The sequence below is a fragment of the Cellulomonas hominis genome, from assembly GCF_005239125.1.
GTDB lineage: Bacteria > Actinomycetota > Actinomycetes > Actinomycetales > Cellulomonadaceae > Cellulomonas > Cellulomonas hominis_A.
This window is the reverse complement of record NZ_SZYE01000089.1, coordinates 1-15,611: the sequence shown is the minus strand read 5'-3', so window position 1 is coordinate 15,611 and position 15,611 is coordinate 1. Positions and strand designations below refer to the sequence as shown.

Annotated in this window: 15 protein-coding genes; 7 read left to right on the top strand and 8 right to left on the bottom strand. The window is 75.5% G+C overall.

What is annotated here, in order from left to right; translation table 11 throughout:
• The coding region (locus tag FA014_RS11775) for an NYN domain-containing protein (RefSeq protein WP_195969262.1) at positions 1–708 on the top strand (708 nt) is incomplete at its 5' end.
• Between the two features lie 112 nt (positions 709–820).
• Here FA014_RS11775 and FA014_RS11770 read toward each other — a convergent pair.
• Positions 821–2,629, bottom strand: coding sequence for an AMP-dependent synthetase/ligase (locus FA014_RS11770; RefSeq protein WP_154729867.1), 1,809 nt, complete (start codon positions 2,627–2,629; stop codon positions 821–823).
• 276 nt (positions 2,630–2,905) lie between these two features.
• On the opposite strand from FA014_RS11770, the gene FA014_RS11765 reads away from it, so the two are divergent.
• Complete coding sequence (locus tag FA014_RS11765) at positions 2,906–3,850, top strand: ROK family glucokinase (RefSeq protein ID WP_154729866.1); 945 nt, start codon at positions 2,906–2,908, stop codon at positions 3,848–3,850.
• Between the two features lie 21 nt (positions 3,851–3,871).
• On the opposite strand, the gene FA014_RS11760 is transcribed toward FA014_RS11765, so the two are convergent.
• A complete protein-coding gene (locus FA014_RS11760; RefSeq protein ID WP_154729865.1) occupies positions 3,872–4,513 on the bottom strand; it encodes a hypothetical protein in 642 nt (213 codons plus the stop codon).
• Positions 4,514–4,596: 83 nt separating this feature from the next.
• Here FA014_RS11760 and FA014_RS11755 point away from each other — a divergent pair, with 83 nt between their 5' ends.
• The 3 genes from FA014_RS11755 to FA014_RS11745 all read left to right on the top strand — a co-directional run bounded on the left by FA014_RS11755 (position 4,597) and on the right by FA014_RS11745 (position 8,099).
• A complete protein-coding gene (locus FA014_RS11755; protein WP_230323096.1) occupies positions 4,597–5,388 on the top strand; it encodes a lysophospholipid acyltransferase family protein in 792 nt (263 codons plus the stop codon).
• 138 nt (positions 5,389–5,526) lie between these two features.
• Entirely contained in the window at positions 5,527–6,747 is a 1,221-nt protein-coding gene (locus FA014_RS11750; protein ID WP_154729864.1) for a pyrophosphate--fructose-6-phosphate 1-phosphotransferase, read from the top strand.
• A complete protein-coding gene (locus tag FA014_RS11745) occupies positions 6,747–8,099 on the top strand; it encodes a class II 3-deoxy-7-phosphoheptulonate synthase (RefSeq protein ID WP_154729863.1) in 1,353 nt (450 codons plus the stop codon). Before FA014_RS11750 ends, FA014_RS11745 begins: the two co-directional genes overlap by 1 nt.
• A 74-nt stretch (positions 8,100–8,173) precedes the next feature.
• Here FA014_RS11745 and FA014_RS11740 read toward each other — a convergent pair whose 3' ends face one another.
• From FA014_RS11740 to FA014_RS11725, 4 genes are all read right to left on the bottom strand, one after another.
• Positions 8,174–8,587 (bottom strand): VOC family protein, encoded by a 414-nt coding sequence (locus tag FA014_RS11740; RefSeq protein WP_154729862.1) that lies wholly within the window; start codon positions 8,585–8,587, stop codon positions 8,174–8,176.
• Between the two features lie 5 nt (positions 8,588–8,592).
• Positions 8,593–8,973 carry a helix-turn-helix transcriptional regulator gene (locus FA014_RS11735; protein ID WP_154729868.1) on the bottom strand — a complete coding sequence of 127 codons (381 nt, stop codon included), beginning with the start codon at positions 8,971–8,973 and terminating at the stop codon, positions 8,593–8,595.
• A gap of 91 nt (positions 8,974–9,064) precedes the next feature.
• Positions 9,065–11,071 carry a Stk1 family PASTA domain-containing Ser/Thr kinase gene (gene pknB, locus FA014_RS11730; protein ID WP_154729861.1) on the bottom strand — a complete coding sequence of 669 codons (2,007 nt, stop codon included), beginning with the start codon at positions 11,069–11,071 and terminating at the stop codon, positions 9,065–9,067.
• 48 nt (positions 11,072–11,119) lie between these two features.
• Positions 11,120–12,529 (bottom strand): lytic transglycosylase domain-containing protein, encoded by a 1,410-nt coding sequence (locus tag FA014_RS11725; protein ID WP_154729860.1) that lies wholly within the window; start codon positions 12,527–12,529, stop codon positions 11,120–11,122.
• A gap of 262 nt (positions 12,530–12,791) precedes the next feature.
• Between FA014_RS11725 and FA014_RS20700 the strand changes: the two genes are divergently transcribed.
• Positions 12,792–13,214: an Rv2175c family DNA-binding protein gene (locus FA014_RS20700; protein WP_230323095.1), complete on the top strand. Its 423-nt coding sequence runs from the start codon at positions 12,792–12,794 to the stop codon at positions 13,212–13,214.
• Between the two features lie 24 nt (positions 13,215–13,238).
• Here the strand turns inward: FA014_RS20700 and FA014_RS11715 are convergent, their stop codons facing one another.
• Together FA014_RS11715 and FA014_RS11710 are read right to left on the bottom strand one after the other, a co-directional pair.
• Positions 13,239–14,357, bottom strand: coding sequence for a polyprenyl synthetase family protein (locus FA014_RS11715; RefSeq protein WP_154729859.1), 1,119 nt, complete (start codon positions 14,355–14,357; stop codon positions 13,239–13,241).
• Positions 14,358–14,374: 17 nt separating this feature from the next.
• Positions 14,375–14,881: a hypothetical protein gene (locus tag FA014_RS11710; protein ID WP_154729858.1), complete on the bottom strand. Its 507-nt coding sequence runs from the start codon at positions 14,879–14,881 to the stop codon at positions 14,375–14,377.
• A 128-nt stretch (positions 14,882–15,009) separates the two neighbouring features.
• Here FA014_RS11710 and FA014_RS11705 point away from each other — a divergent pair.
• On the top strand, positions 15,010–15,611 hold a 602-nt coding region (locus FA014_RS11705; protein ID WP_154729857.1), incomplete at its 3' end, for a DUF4192 family protein.

The window sequence follows — 15,611 nt, the reverse complement described above, 5'->3', positions numbered from 1 at the left end:
GCGGCCGCCGAGCGGGTGCACGCCGAGACGGCCCGGGTGCGGGCGGCCGCGGACGACGACCGCCGCCGCGCGGAGGACCTCGCCCGGGTGGCCCGGGAGGACGCCGCCGCGCTCCGCGAGCTCGCCCAGGTCCGGGTCCGGCTGCTGCTCGACACCGTGGTCGAGGCGGGCTCGGCGCTGCGCGAGGAGCTCGCGCTGCCCCCGGCGGGCCGGATGCCCGCGGACCTGGTCGCGCCGCCCGTCCCGGGACCCGGGGGAGCGGTCCGCCCGACGTCCCGCGGCCGGTTCGCCGACGACCCGGCCCTGCTCGACGACCTGCTGGCCATGCCGCGGGCGCACCTGCTGGTCGACGGCTACAACGTGTCCAAGCTGGCCTGGCCGGACCAGTCGCTCACCGAGCAGCGCCGCCGCCTCACCGAGCGCCTGTCGACGCTCGCCGGCCGCACCGGCGCCGAGGTGACCTGCTGCTTCGACGGGCGGGAGACGGAGGCGGCCGGCCGGGCCCCCGCGGCACCACGGGGCGTGCGCGTGCTGTTCTCGCAGGGCGAGATCGCCGACGACCTGCTGCGCCGCCTGGTGCGGGCCGAGCCGCCGGGCCGGGTCGTCGTGGCGGTGACCAGCGACCGCGCCCTCGGCGCCGACCTGGAGGCCGCGGGCGCCCGCGTGCTCCCGTCGGCGACCCTCCTGGCCCGCCTCGGCCGGGTCTGACCTCACCGCGCGAGTTCGCCGGTTGCGCGCCCTGACCGGGTGCGCAACCGGCGAACTCGCGCGGAACCGGCGAACTCGGGCGGCCACGCGGCCACGCGGCCGGCCGGCCGGCTCAGCCCGCGTGGTCGCCGGCGTAGATCGCCTCCACGTCCGTGGCGAAGTCCTTGAGGACGTGCGTGCGCCGCACGCTCAGCTTGGGCGTGAGGTAGCCGGCCGCGATCGTCAGGTCCCGGTCCAGGATCCGGTACCGCCGGATCGACTCCGCGCGGGACACGGCCTTGTTCGCCCGAGCCACGCCCTCGTCGATCGACGCCAGCACGTCCGGGTGCACGGCCGCCGCGGCGACGTCGAGCGCGGGCAGCCCGTGCGCCGCGCACCAGCCCGGCAGGCCCTCGGCGTCGAGCGTGACCAGCGCGCCGATGAACGGCCGCCCGTCGCCGACCACCACCACCTGGCTGATCAGCGGGTGCGCACGGAGCCGGTCCTCGAGCACCGCGGGGGCGACGTTCTTCCCGCCGGCGGTGACGATGATCTCCTTCTTGCGCCCGGTGATCCGCAGGTAGCCGTCGTCGTCGAGCGAGCCGAGGTCGCCGGTGCGGAACCAGCCGTCGTCGAACGCCTCGTCCGTCGCGACCGGGTTGCCGTGGTACCGCTCGAACACCTGCGGACCGCGGACCTCGACCTCGCCGTCCCCGGCGATCCGGACCGACGTGCCGGGCAGCGGGGGGCCGACGGTGCCGATCCGGGTCTTGCCGGGCATGTTGACCGTCGCGGGGGCGGTGGTCTCGGTGAGGCCGTAGCCCTCGAGCACCCGGACGCCGATGCCGCGGAAGAAGTGCCCGAGCCGCTCGCCGAGGGGCGCGCCGCCGGAGATCGCCCACTCGATGCGCCCGCCCATCGCGTCGCGCAGCCTGTGGAACACCAGCCGGTCCGCGACGGCCCGCTGCACCCGCAGGCCGAGCGACGGGCCGCCGGCGTCGAGCGACCGGGAGTAGGCGATGGCGGTGCGCGCGGCCCACTGGAAGACCTTGAGCTTCCCGCCGGCCGCGGCCTTCTGCTCCGCCGAGTTGTAGACCTTCTCGAACACCCGCGGCACCGAGAGGATGAACGTCGGGCGGAACTCGCCCAGGTCCTGCAGCAGCTGCTTGGTGTCGGGTGTGTGGCCGAGCACGGCGCCCGCCGGCATGCACAGCACCTCGACGAACCGGGCGAACACGTGCGCCAGCGGCATGAACAGCAGGGTCCGCGCGCCGGGGGTCGACACCACCTCGTGCAGCCCCTCGACGGCGTTGCGCGCGAGCACCGCGAAGTTCCCGTGCGTCAGCTCGACGCCCTTGGGGCGGCCGGTGGTCCCGGAGGTGTAGATGATCGTGGCGACGTCGTCCCGGCCGGCGTGCCGGCGCAGCCGGTCGATCTCGGAGTCGGGCACGGCGGCGCCCTCCGCCGCCAGCGCGTCGAGCGCGCCGCCGTCGATCACCAGGACGTCCTGCAGCAGCGGCGCGTCGGGCCGGACCTCGGCCACGGTGGCCGCGTGCTCCGCCGTCTCGACGACGAGCAGCGTCACGGCGGCGTCGGTCAGGATCCAGTGCACCTGCTCGGCGGACGACGTCTCGTAGACGGGGACCGGGACGGCGCCGGCGCTCCACACCGCCCAGTCGAGCAGCGTCCACTCGTACCGGGTCCGGGACATGATGCCGACCCGGTCGCCCGGGCGGACGCCCCGCGCGACGAACCCGCGGGCGACGTCCCGCACCCGGCGGTCGAAGGCGCGGGCGCTGACGGTGCGCCACGTCGTGGTCCCGGGGGTCTTGTACTCCACGAGCGGGCCGTCACCCGTCTCGGCCACGCGCGCGGTGAGCAGGTCGAGCAGGTTCTCCCGCGGCCCTGCCTCGACGAGCAGGGGCGTGCTGAACTCCTCCATGGCTGGCTCCGTTGTCAGGCGTCGGAAGGGTGACTGGAGCATAAGGGACTTTGGTCCTGGTCGCGGCGGTCCGACACGTCCCCCGAGCGGGTGGTCACCCGCCGGGTCCCCTTCCCGGGCGGCCGGGCGCTGGGAGCGTGTGCAGCGAACGCCGCCCGGCACGCTAGCGTGGGGGCGCACGCGCGCAGTGTCGCCGCCGCGGCACCGGTGCAGCGTCCCGGTCCGGCGGTCCTCGCGGGTGCGCCACGCAGAGATCTCACGCGGAAGCAGGGAAGCATGCACGCCATCGGTGTGGACATCGGCGGGACGAAGATCGCCGCCGGTGTGGTCGACGAGGACGGCCGGATCATCGCCAAGACCCGGCGCGACACCGACCCGCGCGACTCCGCGAGCGTCGACCGCGGCGTCATCGAGGCCTGCCAGGAGCTCGCCGGGCAGTACGAGATCGGCGCGATCGGCCTCGCCGCCCCCGGCTTCATCGGCACCGACCAGGCCACCGTGCTGTTCACCCCGAACCTGCCGTGGCGCGAGCACCCGCTGCGCGACATCGTGGCGAAGGAGCTCGGCGACGACGTGACGATCGTCGTCGCCAACGACGCCAACGCCGCGGGGTGGGCCGAGTTCCGGTTCGGCGCCGCGCGCGAGGAGCAGGACATGCTGCTGCTCACCATCGGCACGGGCCTCGGCGGCGCGATCGTCGTCAACGGCGAGCTCGTGCTCGGCGCCTGGGGCGTCGCGGCCGAGGTCGGCCACATGCGCGTCGTGCCCGGCGGCCACTACTGCGGCTGCGGCCACGAGGGCTGCTGGGAGCAGTACGCCTCCGGCAGCGCCCTCGTGCGCGACGCCCAGTCCGCGCTCATCACCGAGCCCGCCCGCGGCACGCGCCTGCTCGAGCTCGCCGGCGGCGACGCCGACGCGCTCACCGGCCCGCACGTCACCCAGGCGGCCCAGGAGGGCGACCCGCTCGCCGTCGAGCTGCTCGCCGAGCTCGGCCGGTGGATCGGCGAGGGCTCCGCGTCCGTCGCCGCGCTGCTCGACCCGTCGATCGTCGTGATCGGCGGCGGCGTCAGCGCCGCGGGCGACCTGCTGCTGGCCCCCGCCCGCCGCGCGTTCCTGGACCAGCTGTCCGCGCGCGGCCACCGCCCCGAGGCGACGTTCGCGCTCGCCTCGATGGGCAACGACGCGGGCATCGTCGGCGCCGCGGACCTCGCGCGCCGCTGAGGCACCCGGGCGGCGCGGGGGTCAGACGACCGCGCCGTCCGAGCCGTCGTGCTCGGTGTCCCGCCGGTGCGGCATCCGCCACAGCAGCACGACCAGGCCCAGCACGAACGTCACGACCGACGCCTGCATGACGACCGCCGGCGCGTCCCGCCAGAAGATCAGCACGACCAGCCACACCACGGGCATGAGCGCGACAGCGAGCCACGCCATCGTGAGCAGCGGGTCGCCGCCGAGCACCGGGCCCGGGTCCGGCGGGCGGAAGTGCTCGGTCTCGTCGACCTGCCGCTCGGCCTCGTCGATCTGCTCGGTGGCGTCCCAGTCCCGCCCGGACAGCGGGGGAGCGGCCGGCTCCGGCGGGCCGGGCTCGGCGGGCGGCCGGGGCTCGCGGGCGGGTCGCACGACGCGCCGGTCGGTCACCCACGGCGCGACGGGGTAGGTTACGGCGGGACCGGACGACGTCCGCGGGTCGTCCTGGCCTGCGGCGGCGGCCGCCGGCGGCTCCGCCGGCCCGGTCGGGTCCGTGTCGCCGCGCAGCTCCGCGACGATGGCGGCCCACTGCTCGTCGGTGACGCGGTCGCCGGACGGGTCGTGCCGGTCGGCGCGCGGGCCGTCGGGCTCGTCGCCGTCGGGCGACGGGTCGGGGCGGTCGGGACGCGGGGCCATGGCAGCACTCTAGAGTCGGCTAGGAGCGGTGGGCACCCGACGGGTGCGCACCGGCCCGCACGACGAGGGCGAGAGGTGGCAGGTTGTTCTACTGGTTCATGAAGCGGGTCCTGGTGGGCCCGCTGCTGCACCTGCTGTTCCGCCCGTGGGTCCGCGGCGCGGAGCACGTGCCGAGCAGCGGCGCCGCCATCCTCGCCAGCAACCACCTGGCCGTCGTCGACTCGTTCTTCCTGCCGCTGGTGCTGGACCGCGAGATCGTGTTCATCGGCAAGAACGAGTACTTCACCGGCCGCGGCCTCAAGGGCCGGCTCACCGCGGGCTTCATGCGCGGCGTCGGCACCATCCCGGTCGACCGCAGCGGCGGCAAGGCCTCCGAGGCGGCGCTGCGCACCGGCCTGAACCGGCTCGCCGAGGGCAAGCTGTTCGGCATCTACCCCGAGGGCACCCGCAGCCCCGACGGCCGCCTCTACCGCGGCAAGACCGGCGTCGCGCGCATGGCCCTGGAGTCCGGCGCCCCGGTCATCCCCGTCGCGATGGTCGACACCGACAAGGCGCAGCCGCTCGGCCAGCGCCTGCCGCGGCCCCGGCGGATCGGCATCGTCATCGGGGAGCCGCTCGACTTCAGCCGGTACAAGGGCATGGAGAACGACCGGTTCATCCTGCGCTCGGTGACGGACGAGATCATGTACGCGCTCATGGCCCTGTCCGGCCAGGAGTACGTGGACATCTACGCCGCCACCCAGAAGGCGCGCATCGCGACCGGGCACCCCGCCGCCACCGGCCCCGCGGCCCCCGGGCCGACCGCGCCGGGCGGGCGGGCCGTGCCCGATGTCCAGCCTCCGGTCCCGCCGGAGGAGGACGCCGCGGCTCAGTAGGATGAGCCGCGTCCGCCGCGCCCCCGGTGCGGCGGCACCCGAGGACCTCGGTCCCGGGTCCTGACTCCCGGCGTGCCGTTCCCTGGCTCCCGGGGCTGGGAAGACCCAGCTGTGCTGATCAATCGAGAGGTGTGTCTCATGTCGGTTCGTCGCGTCGCGCTCCTGACCGCGGGTGGCTTCGCTCCGTGCCTGTCCTCGGCCGTCGGTGGCCTCATCGAGCGCTACACCGAGATCGCCCCCGAGGTCGAGATCATCGCCTACGAGCACGGCTACTACGGGCTGCTGCGCGGCGACAAGATCGTCATCACGGACGAGGCCCGCGCCCAGGCCGGCATCCTGCACCGGTTCGGCGGCTCGCCGATCGGCAACTCCCGCGTCAAGCTCACCAACGCGGCCGACTGCGTCAAGCGCGGGCTGGTCCAGGAGGGCCAGGACCCGCTGCAGGTCGCGGCCGAGCAGCTCAAGGCCGACGGCGTCGACGTGCTGCACACGATCGGCGGCGACGACACCAACACCACGGCCGCCGACCTCGCCGCGTACCTCGCGGAGAACGACTACGGCCTGACCGTCGTCGGCCTGCCGAAGACCATCGACAACGACGTGGTGCCGATCAAGCAGTCGCTCGGCGCGTGGACCGCCGCCGAGGAGGCCGCCGGCTTCGCCGCGAACGTCATCGGCGAGCACCGCTCCGGCCCGCGCATGCTGATCGTGCACGAGGTCATGGGCCGGCACTGCGGGTGGCTGACCGCCGCCGCGGCCGCCGAGTACCGCAAGTGGCTCGACCGCCAGGAGTGGGCCCCGGCCCTCGGCCTGACGCGCGAGCGCTGGGACATCCACGCCGTCTTCCTGCCCGAGCTGGCGCTCGACATCGACGCCGAGGCCGCGCGCCTCAAGGCGATCATGGACACGCAGGGCAACGTCAACATCTTCCTGTCGGAGGGTGCGGGCATGCACGAGATCGTCGAGCAGCTCGAGGCCTCCGGCGCCGAGGTGCCGCGCGACCCGTTCGGCCACGTCAAGCTCGACACCATCAACCCGGGCCAGTGGTTCGCGAAGCAGTTCGCGGAGAAGCTCGGCGCCGAGAAGGTCATGGTCCAGAAGTCGGGCTACTACTCGCGCGCCGCGGCCGCGAACGCCGAGGACCTGCGCCTGATCAAGTCGATGACCGACCTGGCCGTCGAGTGCGCGCTGCGGGGCGAGGCCGGCGTGATCGGCCACGACGAGGAGGACGGCGACCGCCTGAAGGCGATCGCGTTCCCGCGGATCGCCGGCGGCAAGGCGTTCGACGTCTCGCAGCCGTGGTTCGGCGCGCTCCTGGAGGGCATCGGGCAGCCCCTGGTGCCCGCGACGGCGCACTGATGAGCGTCGAGGCGGACCCGCAGGTCCTCGCGGGCCTGGACGCGTGGCGGGGCCTGCCCGTCACGCAGCAGCCGGCCTGGCCGGACCGGGACGCGCTCACGCGGGTCACGGACCGGCTCGCCGGGCTGCCGCCGCTGGTGTTCGCGGGGGAGGCCGACGCGCTGCGCGGCCAGCTCGCGGCCGCCGGGCGCGGCGAGGCCTTCCTGCTGCAGGGCGGCGACTGCGCCGAGACCTTCGCCGAGGCCACCGCGGACAACATCCGCGCCAAGATCATGACCGTCCTGCAGATGGCGGTCGTGCTCACCTACGGCGCGAGCCTGCCCGTCATCAAGATGGGCCGGATGGCCGGGCAGTACGCCAAGCCGCGGTCCTCGGACTCCGAGACCCGCGACGGCGTGACGCTGCCCGCGTTCCGGGGCGACATCATCAACGGGTTCGAGTTCACCGCCGACGCCCGCACGCCGGACCCGGAGCGGCTGCTCGACGCGTACCACACGTCCGCGTCGACGCTGAACCTCATCCGCGCGTTCACCACCGGGGGGTTCGCGTCCCTGCTGCGGGTGCACGAGTGGAACCGCGGGTTCACCGCCAACCCGGCGTACGCGCGGTACGAGGAGATCGCCGCGGAGATCGACCGGGCCATCCGGTTCATGGCCGCGTGCGGCGCCGACTTCGACGCCCTGCGGACGGTCGACTTCTACGCGAGCCACGAGGGGCTGCTGCTCGACTACGAGCGGCCGCTCACCCGGATCGACTCGCGGACGGGCCTGCCGTACGACTGCTCGGCGCACTTCCTGTGGATCGGGGAGCGCACCCGGCAGCTGGACGGGGCGCACGTCGACTACTTCAGCCGCGTGCACAACCCGATCGGCATCAAGCTCGGCCCGACGTCCACCGCGGACGACGCGCTGCGCCTGATCGACAAGCTCAACCCGAGCGCCGAGGCCGGCCGGATCACGTTCATCACCCGCATGGGTGCCGGCAAGATCCGCGACCTGCTGCCCTCGCTGGTGGAGAAGGTCACGGCCGACGGCCGGCCGGTCACCTGGGTGTGCGACCCGATGCACGGCAACGGCATCACGTCCGCCTCGGGCTACAAGACCCGCCGGTTCTCCGACGTGATGGACGAGGTCGCCGGGTTCTTCGAGGTGCACCGCGCGCTCGGCACCGTGCCCGGCGGGCTGCACATCGAGCTCACCGGCGACGACGTCACCGAGGTGCTCGGCGGCGCGGAGGAGATCGACGACGCGGGGCTGGCGCGCCGGTACGAGACGCTGGTCGACCCGCGCCTCAACCACCAGCAGTCGCTGGAGCTCGCGTTCCAGGTGGTGGAGCTGCTCCGCCGCTCCTGACGCCCGCGCACGACGACGGCCGCCGACCCCTCCCGAGGGGCGGCGGCCGTCGTCGTCCGCGGCCGGCCCGCGGGTCAGGCGGCGCGCTGGTTGAACCGCAGCATGTTGCCCGACGGGTCGCGGAACGCGCAGTCCCGGACGCCGTACGGCTGGTCGATCGGCTCCTGGAGCACCTCGCCGCCCGCCGCGCGGATGTGCTCGAACGTGGCGTCGACGTCGTCGGTCTGGAAGATGACGCCGCGCAGCAGACCCTTGGCGAGCAGCTCGGCCATGGCCTGCTTGTCGGCATCCGACGCGCCGGGGTCCGCCAGCGGCGGCTCCAGCACGATCGTGACGTCCGGCTGGCTGGGCGGCCCGACGCTCAGCCACCGCATGCCCTCGAACCGGACGTCGTTGCGCACCTCGAGGCCCAGCACGTCCCGGTAGAACGCGAGGGCCAGGTCGTGGTCGTGCACGGCGATGAAGCACTGCTGCAGGGTGATGTCCATGCCCGTCACGCTAGAGGGACCGGGTCGCGCGGCGCTTCTCCGTTCCTGACCGGTCGGGTGCGGACCTTCGCCACGCACGCGGGCACCGCCGCTCCGGCGTCGTGCTGCTGCGCGCGGTAGGCGGACGGGCTCATCCCGACCAGCTCGGAGAACCGCGCGCTGAACGAGCCCAGGGAGGTGCAGCCGACCTCGACGCAGACGTCGGTGACGCTGAGGTCGCCCCGGCGCAGCAGCGCCTTGGCGCGCTCGATCCGCCGCGTCATGAGGTAGCCGTACGGCGTCTCGCCGTACGCGGCGCGGAACGACCGCGAGAAGTGGCCGGCGGACATCAGCGACTCGCGCGCCAGCGTCGGGACGTCGAGCGGCTGGGCGTAGTCGCGGTCCATCCGGTCCCGGGCGCGGCGCAGTCGGACCAGGTCGTCCAGGGACGGGTTCGGCACGCCGCGCCTCCTCGCTCTGCCGCTCCGGCCGGACGGTCTAGACGACCGTCAGCGTGATCGTCGTGCCCTTGGCCACCTGCTGCTCGGCGGGCACGCTCTGGTCGCGCACGGTGCCGAACAGGCCGCCCAGCACGTTGCGCCGCTCCGCCTTGAGGCCCAGGGCCTCCAGCGCCGCGGCGGCCTCGGCGTACTGCTTGCCGGTCAGGTTGGGCATCGCGACCGTCTCGGGGCCCTTCGAGACCTGGAGCGTGACGGTGTCGGTGCGGTGACCGTCGGCGCCGCCCTCGGGGCTCTGCGCGATGACCCGGCCGGCCGCGACGGTGTCGCTGAACGCCTCCTCCGGCGCGACGACGAGGCCGATGTCCTGGAGCTGCTGCGTCGCCTCCTCCAGCGTCGCCCCGACCACCGACACCACCCGCACCGGCTCGGGGCCGTCCGACAGCGTCAGGAGCACGGTGGATCCGCGCTTGAGCGTCTGGCCCGGCTCGAGCGGGGCGCCGTCCGCGTCCGTCGCCGCGAGCACCGCGCCGGACGCCGCGACGTCGTCGTAGTGCTGCCCGTCGACGTAGTCGGGCACGAGGCCCGCCGCGGTGAGCGCCGCCGCCGCGTCGGCCTGCATCATGCCGACCAGCGGCTGCCCGGGCACCGGCACGAGGTCGACGCCCTTCGACACGGTGAGCGTCACGGTGCCGTCCTTGCGCACGCGCTCGCCGTCGCCCGGGTCCGCCTCGACGACGTCGCCCGTGGGCACCGTGTCGTCGAACGCGCGCACGACGTCGGAGCCGAGGCCCGCCGCACCGAGGGCGGCCAGGGCGCGCTCCTCGGGCAGGCTCGAGACCGTCGGGACGGTGGTGTACGCGCCGGGGCCGAGCTCCAGGTACCACCAGGTGCCGCCGCCGACCGCGGCCAGCACCAGCACGGCCGCCGCGACCCACCGCCAGGGTCGTCGGCGCCGGCCGGCCGGCGCCGCGGGGGAGCCGGACACGGTCACCGCGCCGATCGGCAGCGCGACCGTGCGGCCGGGCGTCTCGAGGCGGGTGGTGGCGTCGCCGGGCTCGGCCGGCTCGTCGGCGGCGGGGTCGCCCGTGCTGTCCCCGGGCGCGCCGGTGTCCTGCTCCGGGTCCGTCGCCTGGGGAAGGGCGACCACGGGCTCGCGGTCGACCCGCCGGGCGAGCGTCGCGGGGTCGAGCGCGGCGCGCGTGCGTCGCAGCAGGGCCAGCGCGGCACCGGCGTCCGCGGGCCGGTCCTCGGGCTCGCGGGCCGCCAGCGCGGCGACCAGCTCGTCGACCTCCACCGGCAGCCAGGACGCGTCCGGCACGTCGGACGGGGCGGGCACGTCGTTGTTCACGTGCTGGAACGCGATCTGGATCGGCGTCTCGCCGGTGAACGGCTGCGCGCCGGTGAGCATCTCGTACAGCAGCACGCCGGTGGCGTACACGTCGGTGCGGGCGTCGCTCTCGCCGCGGACGACCAGCTCGGGGGACAGGTACGCGACCGTGCCGAACACCGTGCCGGTGGTCGTCGACGTCACCTCGGTGACGGCGCGCGCCAGGCCGAAGTCGGCGACCTTGATCCGGCCGTCCGTCGCCATCAGGACGTTCTCCGGCTTCACGTCCCGGTGCACCAGGCCGGCGCGGTGCGCGGCGCCCAGCGCGTCGAGCACCTGCTCGGCGACGCCGAGGGCCTCGCCGACGGTCAGCGAACCGCGCTCGGACAGGTACCGGCGCAGGTTGACCCCGTCGACGTACTCCATCGTGAGGTAGGAGGTGTCGCCGTCCAGGCCCTGGTCGTAGACGCCCACCAGGCCGGGGTGCGTCAGCCGGGCCGCGGCGCGGGCCTCCCGCCGGAACCGCGCGACGAAGTCCGCGCCCGCCCGGCCCTCGGCCAGGTGCGGGTGCATGACCTTCAGCGCGACGTCGCGGTCCAGGCGCCGGTCCACCGCCAGGTACACCGTCGCCATGCCGCCGCGCGCGATGCGCTGGACGACCTCGTATCGCCCGTCGACCAGGCGGCCGACGAGCGGATCGGTGACGGTGGTTCCCACGGGCGGCAGTCTACGGGCGCGGGCGGCCCCGGCCCCGGAGGCCGGGGCTCAGTAGCGCGCCATGTGGGTCTGGACGTTCGCGACGTACCGCCGGGTGTCGCTGAACATGCCGTTCCGCTTCACCGAGGACGCGCCCTGGTAGTACGAGGCGATGGCGGTCTGCAGGTCGGGCGACGTGCGCACGAGCTGGCGGATGATCGCCACGCCCGCCACGACGTTGTCGTCCGGGTCCAGCAGGTTGAGGTCGCGGCCGACGAGCTGCGACGCCCACTCGCCCGAGGTCGGGATGACCTGCATGGTGCCGATCGCGTTCGCCGGGGACACCGACGTGTGGTTGAAGCCGGACTCCTGGAACGCGATCGCCTGCGCCAGCGCGGGGTCGACGCCCATCGAGCGGGCGGTGGCGGCGACCTTGGCCTGCATGTCGGCCTTGGACGGCACGCCCATGGCGACCAGGGAGGCCTTGTTGGCGTTCGCCGAGGCGACGACGCTGGGGGCGTAGGTGCGGCCGAGGAACGTGTTGCCGACGAGCTGCGCACCGCCCGGGGCGGCGGCCGGTGCCGCGGCTCCCGAGCCGCCCGGGATCGTGAGCGCCTGGCCGACGCGCACGAAGGCGCGCGCGTCGAGTCCGTTGGCCGAGACGATGGCGGAGACGGTGGTGCCGTAGCGCTTGGCGATGGCGGACACGGTCTCGCCGGAGGCGACGGTGTGCGACCCGCCGGTCGCGGCGGGTGCGGCGGGTGCGGCGGCGGCCGGGGCGGCTGCGGCACCGGAGGCTCCGGGGACGGTGAGGGTCTGGCCGACCCGGATGAACGCGCGGGCGTCGAGCCCGTTGGCCGAGACGATGGCGGAGACGGTGGTGCCGTAGCGCTTGGCGATGGCGGACACGGTCTCGCCGGAGGCGACGGTGTGCGACCCGCCGGTCGCGGCGGGTGCGGCGGCGGCCGGGGCGGCTGCGGCGCCGGAGGCCCCGGGGACGGTGAGGGTCTGGCCGACGCGGATGAACGCGCGGGCGTCGAGCCCGTTGGCCGAGACGATGGCGGAGACGGTGGTGCCGTAGCGCTTGGCGATGGCGGACACGGTCTCGCCGGAGGCGACGGTGTGCGACCCGCCGGCCGCGGCGGGTGCGGCGGGTGTGGCCGGGGCGGCGCCGTTGGTCGGGATCGTCAGCCGCTGGCCCTCGCGGATGAACGCGCTGCCGTTCAGGCCGTTCGCGGTGCGCACGGCGGTGACGCTCGTGCCGTACCTCGCGGCGATGTGGCTCACCGTGTCGCCGGAGCGCACCGTGTACGACTCGTCGGCGTGCGCGGCCGGGGCCGCGGCGGTCGCGGCGACGGCGGCGATCGCCAGCGCGCCGGTGCCGGTGGCGATGCGCCGGCCGCGGCGGCCCGCGGTGCGGGCCGGGGTGCCCTGGGAGCGGGCGGCCTGGTCCGTGAGGGCGAGGGCGGGCTGCGACATGGTGGGAACCCCTGGTGCTGAGACGACGTGGAGCGGTGGCGGTACGCGCACCGAGCGCGTGACGGGTGTGACTCGTGTGACTGGTGTGAACACTGTGACGGTAGTGCACTCCGGGGAAGGTGGGAAGCGGGCGGCGCCATTTGGTGCATTGACCAGGACATTTCGGACGCATTCCTCACACTCCCGTGCGAGAGACGCCCGCCACCAGGGGGAACGCCGCGTCCTGCGCGTGCCCGTCCCGCGCGTCAGTACGCTGGCCCGCGTGAGTGCTGCGCAGACCCCCGATGACCTGGTCGACTCCTGGCTGACCGTGCCCGACGTGGCGGAGGAGCTCGGCGTCGACGCCGGCAAGGTCCGCCGCCTGCTCAAGGAGCGTCGCATCGCCGGCGTCCGTCGCGGTGAGCCGCCGGTGCTGAGCGTCCCCGCCGCCTTCCTGGTGCCGGTCGACGCCCGCAACCCCGCGTCCGTGCCCGACGGCTACGGCGAGCAGGAGGCGGTCGGCACCTCCGCCGTCCTCGCCTCGCTGCAGGGCACCCTGTCGGTGCTGGGCGACGTCGGCATGTCGGACGCCGAGGCGATCACCTGGCTGTTCACGCCGGACGAGACGCTGCCGGGCCGGCCGGTGGACGCCCTCCGGGCCGGCCACAAGACCGAGGTGCGGCGGCGGGCGCAGGCGCTGCTCTGACCCGCCGCGGCGGGCGTCGCGGGCTCAGGCCCGGCGGTCGACCGCCGCGTGCCCGAGGGCGACGAGCATCGCCCGGCCGTCCTCGGTGAGCTCCGCGCGGGCGAGCGCGGCGAACCCGCGCTCGCTCAGGTCCGCGATGAGTCCCTCCACGTCGGCCACCGCGCCGCTCGCCGCGATCCGGTCGGCGAGCGCGCGGCACGCCGCGTCGTCCAGCGCCCGGTCGCCCAGGCCGGCGCGCAGCGCGTCGGCCAGCCCGGTGTCCCGGGACGCGAGCGCGTGCGCCATCGCCCGCGCCACGAGCACGGTGCGCTTGCCCTCGCGCAGGTCGTCACCGGCGGGCTTGCCCGTCGTCGCCGGGTCGCCGAACACGCCGAGCAGGTCGTCACGGAGCTGGAACGCCTCGCCGAGCGGCAGGCCGTAGGCGGCGGTCGCGGCCAGCGCGTCCTCGTCCGCGCCGGCCAGCACCGCGCCGAGCAGCAGCGGGTGCTCCACGCTGTACCGCGCCGCCTTGGCGACGATCACCTCGCGGGCGCGCCGCTCGTCCGCCGCGGGGTCCTGGCCCCACGGCAGCACCTCCGCCAGCAGGTCGAGGTACTGCCCGACCGTGACCTCCGTGCGCATCCGCTCGAAGACCGCGTGCGCGGCCGCCCGCCGGTCCGCCGGCAGGTCCGTGACCGCGCGCACGAACTCGCGCTCGCTCGCGACCAGCGCCAGGTCGCCGAGCAGGATCGCCGCCGACTCGCCGAACCGGTCCGGGTCGCCGGACCAGCCCCGCTCGGCGTGCAGCGCGGCGAACCGGCGGTGCGCGGCCGGCTTGCCGCGCCGGGTGTCCGAGTCGTCCATCACGTCGTCGTGGAACAGCGCGGCCGCCTGGAACAGCTCCAGCGCCGCGCCGACCCGCAGCACCGCGTCCGCCTCGGGGGACGCCGGGTCCCCGCCGTGCGCGCGCCACGACCACCAGCAGAACGCCGCCCGCAGCCGCTTGCCGCCGCCCAGCATGCGGCCCAGCGCGTCCGCGAGGGGAGCGGCGCCGGCGCCGGAGGCGACCAGCTCGGGCAGCAGCGCCTCGACGTGCTCCGTGAGCAGGGCGTCGACCCGGGTGCGGAGGTCCTCGGCGTCGACGAGTGCGGGGGCGGTGCTCACCCGGCGAGCGTAGGGCCTCAGCGCCGGACGGTCCCGCCCAGCGTCAGCGTGCGCACCCCGTCGCGGTCGAGCACGCCCAGCGTGAGCAGCTCCGCGCCGCCGTCCCCGCGGACGAAGGTCGACGACGCCGCCAGGCCCGTCGTGCCGGGGTCGACCACCGTCTCCGCGAAGCCCGCCGCGACCAGCTGGTCGCGCACCGCCTGCACCAGCTGGTCCGTGGCGAGCGGGCTGCGCAGGTTCAGGCTGATCGTCGTCAGGCCCGTCGCCGCGTCCGTCTCCGCGCTCGAGACGAGGATCTCGCTGCCCTCGGGCGGCTGCACCAGGTCGGACGGGAAGCCCGCCGCCAGGTCCCCGACCGCCGACCCCGTGGACGTCGGGCTGGGCAGCAGCGACTCCGTGGGCGCGGGCGCCGGGGCCGTGGCGGTCGCGGACCCGGTCGGCGCGGCGCCGTCGCCGGTGCATCCCGCCGAGCCGAGCACCACGACGGCGAGGACCAGGGCGGTGGTGGTGGGACGGCGGAGCACGGGCGCCACAGTAGCGCCGCTCCACGAGCGGGTGCCGACTCCTCCACAGGGGGTGGGTGCTGCGTCGTCCCCAGGCCGGTCGGGGTGGGGGCGGCGGGTGGTGGGGGCGGCGCGGTCGGGTAGGGGGCATGACGACGACCACGCCCCGACCGGACCCGCTGCCCGACGCCCGCTCCATCACCCGCACCGACCCCCGGGCCACGCTCCGGCTGGGGCACCCGCGCGAGCTGCTCGCGCTGGTGCCCTACCTGCTCGGCTTCCAGCCCCGGGACTCCGCCGTGCTGGTCGGCCTCCGGCCGCCGGGGCGCCAGGTCGGGCTCGTCGCGCGGGTCGACCTGCCGGACCTCCTGCGTCCCGGCGGCGCCGAGCTCGCCGCCGCGTTGGCCGACCACCTGCACGACGACGGCACCGCCGAGGCGGTCGTCGTGCTCTACGCCGGCGAGGGCGACCCACGGGACCCGGAGCGCGGGCTGCGCGCCCGGGCGGGGTCCCGCGGGGCGCGTGCGGCGGAGGTGCTGCGCCGCGGGCTGGCGGGCGTGGGACCCGTGACGACCTGGTCCGTCGACGACGGGAGCTACGTCGGCCCCGACTGCCGGGACCGCGCCTGCTGCCCGGTCGGCGGGCGGCCGCTCGCCGACCTGTCGGGCGGGGACCTGGCCGGCCGGCTCGTCTCCCGCCGCGGCGGCGTCGCCGGGTCGCGGGAGGAGGTGGGGCTCGTGCGACCCGCGGC

What these genes read in the sequence shown, in the direction of transcription:
- FA014_RS11770 (WP_154729867.1), bottom strand. Translation starts at nt 2,629, where the DNA reads ATGGAGGAGTTCAGCACGCCCCTGCTCGTCGAGGCAGGGCCGCGGGAG.
- FA014_RS11765 (WP_154729866.1), top strand. Translation starts at nt 2,906, where the DNA reads ATGCACGCCATCGGTGTGGACATCGGCGGGACGAAGATCGCCGCCGGT.
- FA014_RS11760 (WP_154729865.1), bottom strand. Translation starts at nt 4,513, where the DNA reads ATGGCCCCGCGTCCCGACCGCCCCGACCCGTCGCCCGACGGCGACGAG.
- FA014_RS11750 (WP_154729864.1), top strand. Translation starts at nt 5,527, where the DNA reads ATGTCGGTTCGTCGCGTCGCGCTCCTGACCGCGGGTGGCTTCGCTCCG.
- FA014_RS11745 (WP_154729863.1), top strand. Translation starts at nt 6,747, where the DNA reads ATGAGCGTCGAGGCGGACCCGCAGGTCCTCGCGGGCCTGGACGCGTGG.
- FA014_RS11740 (WP_154729862.1), bottom strand. Translation starts at nt 8,587, where the DNA reads ATGGACATCACCCTGCAGCAGTGCTTCATCGCCGTGCACGACCACGAC.
- FA014_RS11735 (WP_154729868.1), bottom strand. Translation starts at nt 8,973, where the DNA reads ATGGACCGCGACTACGCCCAGCCGCTCGACGTCCCGACGCTGGCGCGC.
- FA014_RS11725 (WP_154729860.1), bottom strand. Translation starts at nt 12,529, where the DNA reads ATGTCGCAGCCCGCCCTCGCCCTCACGGACCAGGCCGCCCGCTCCCAG.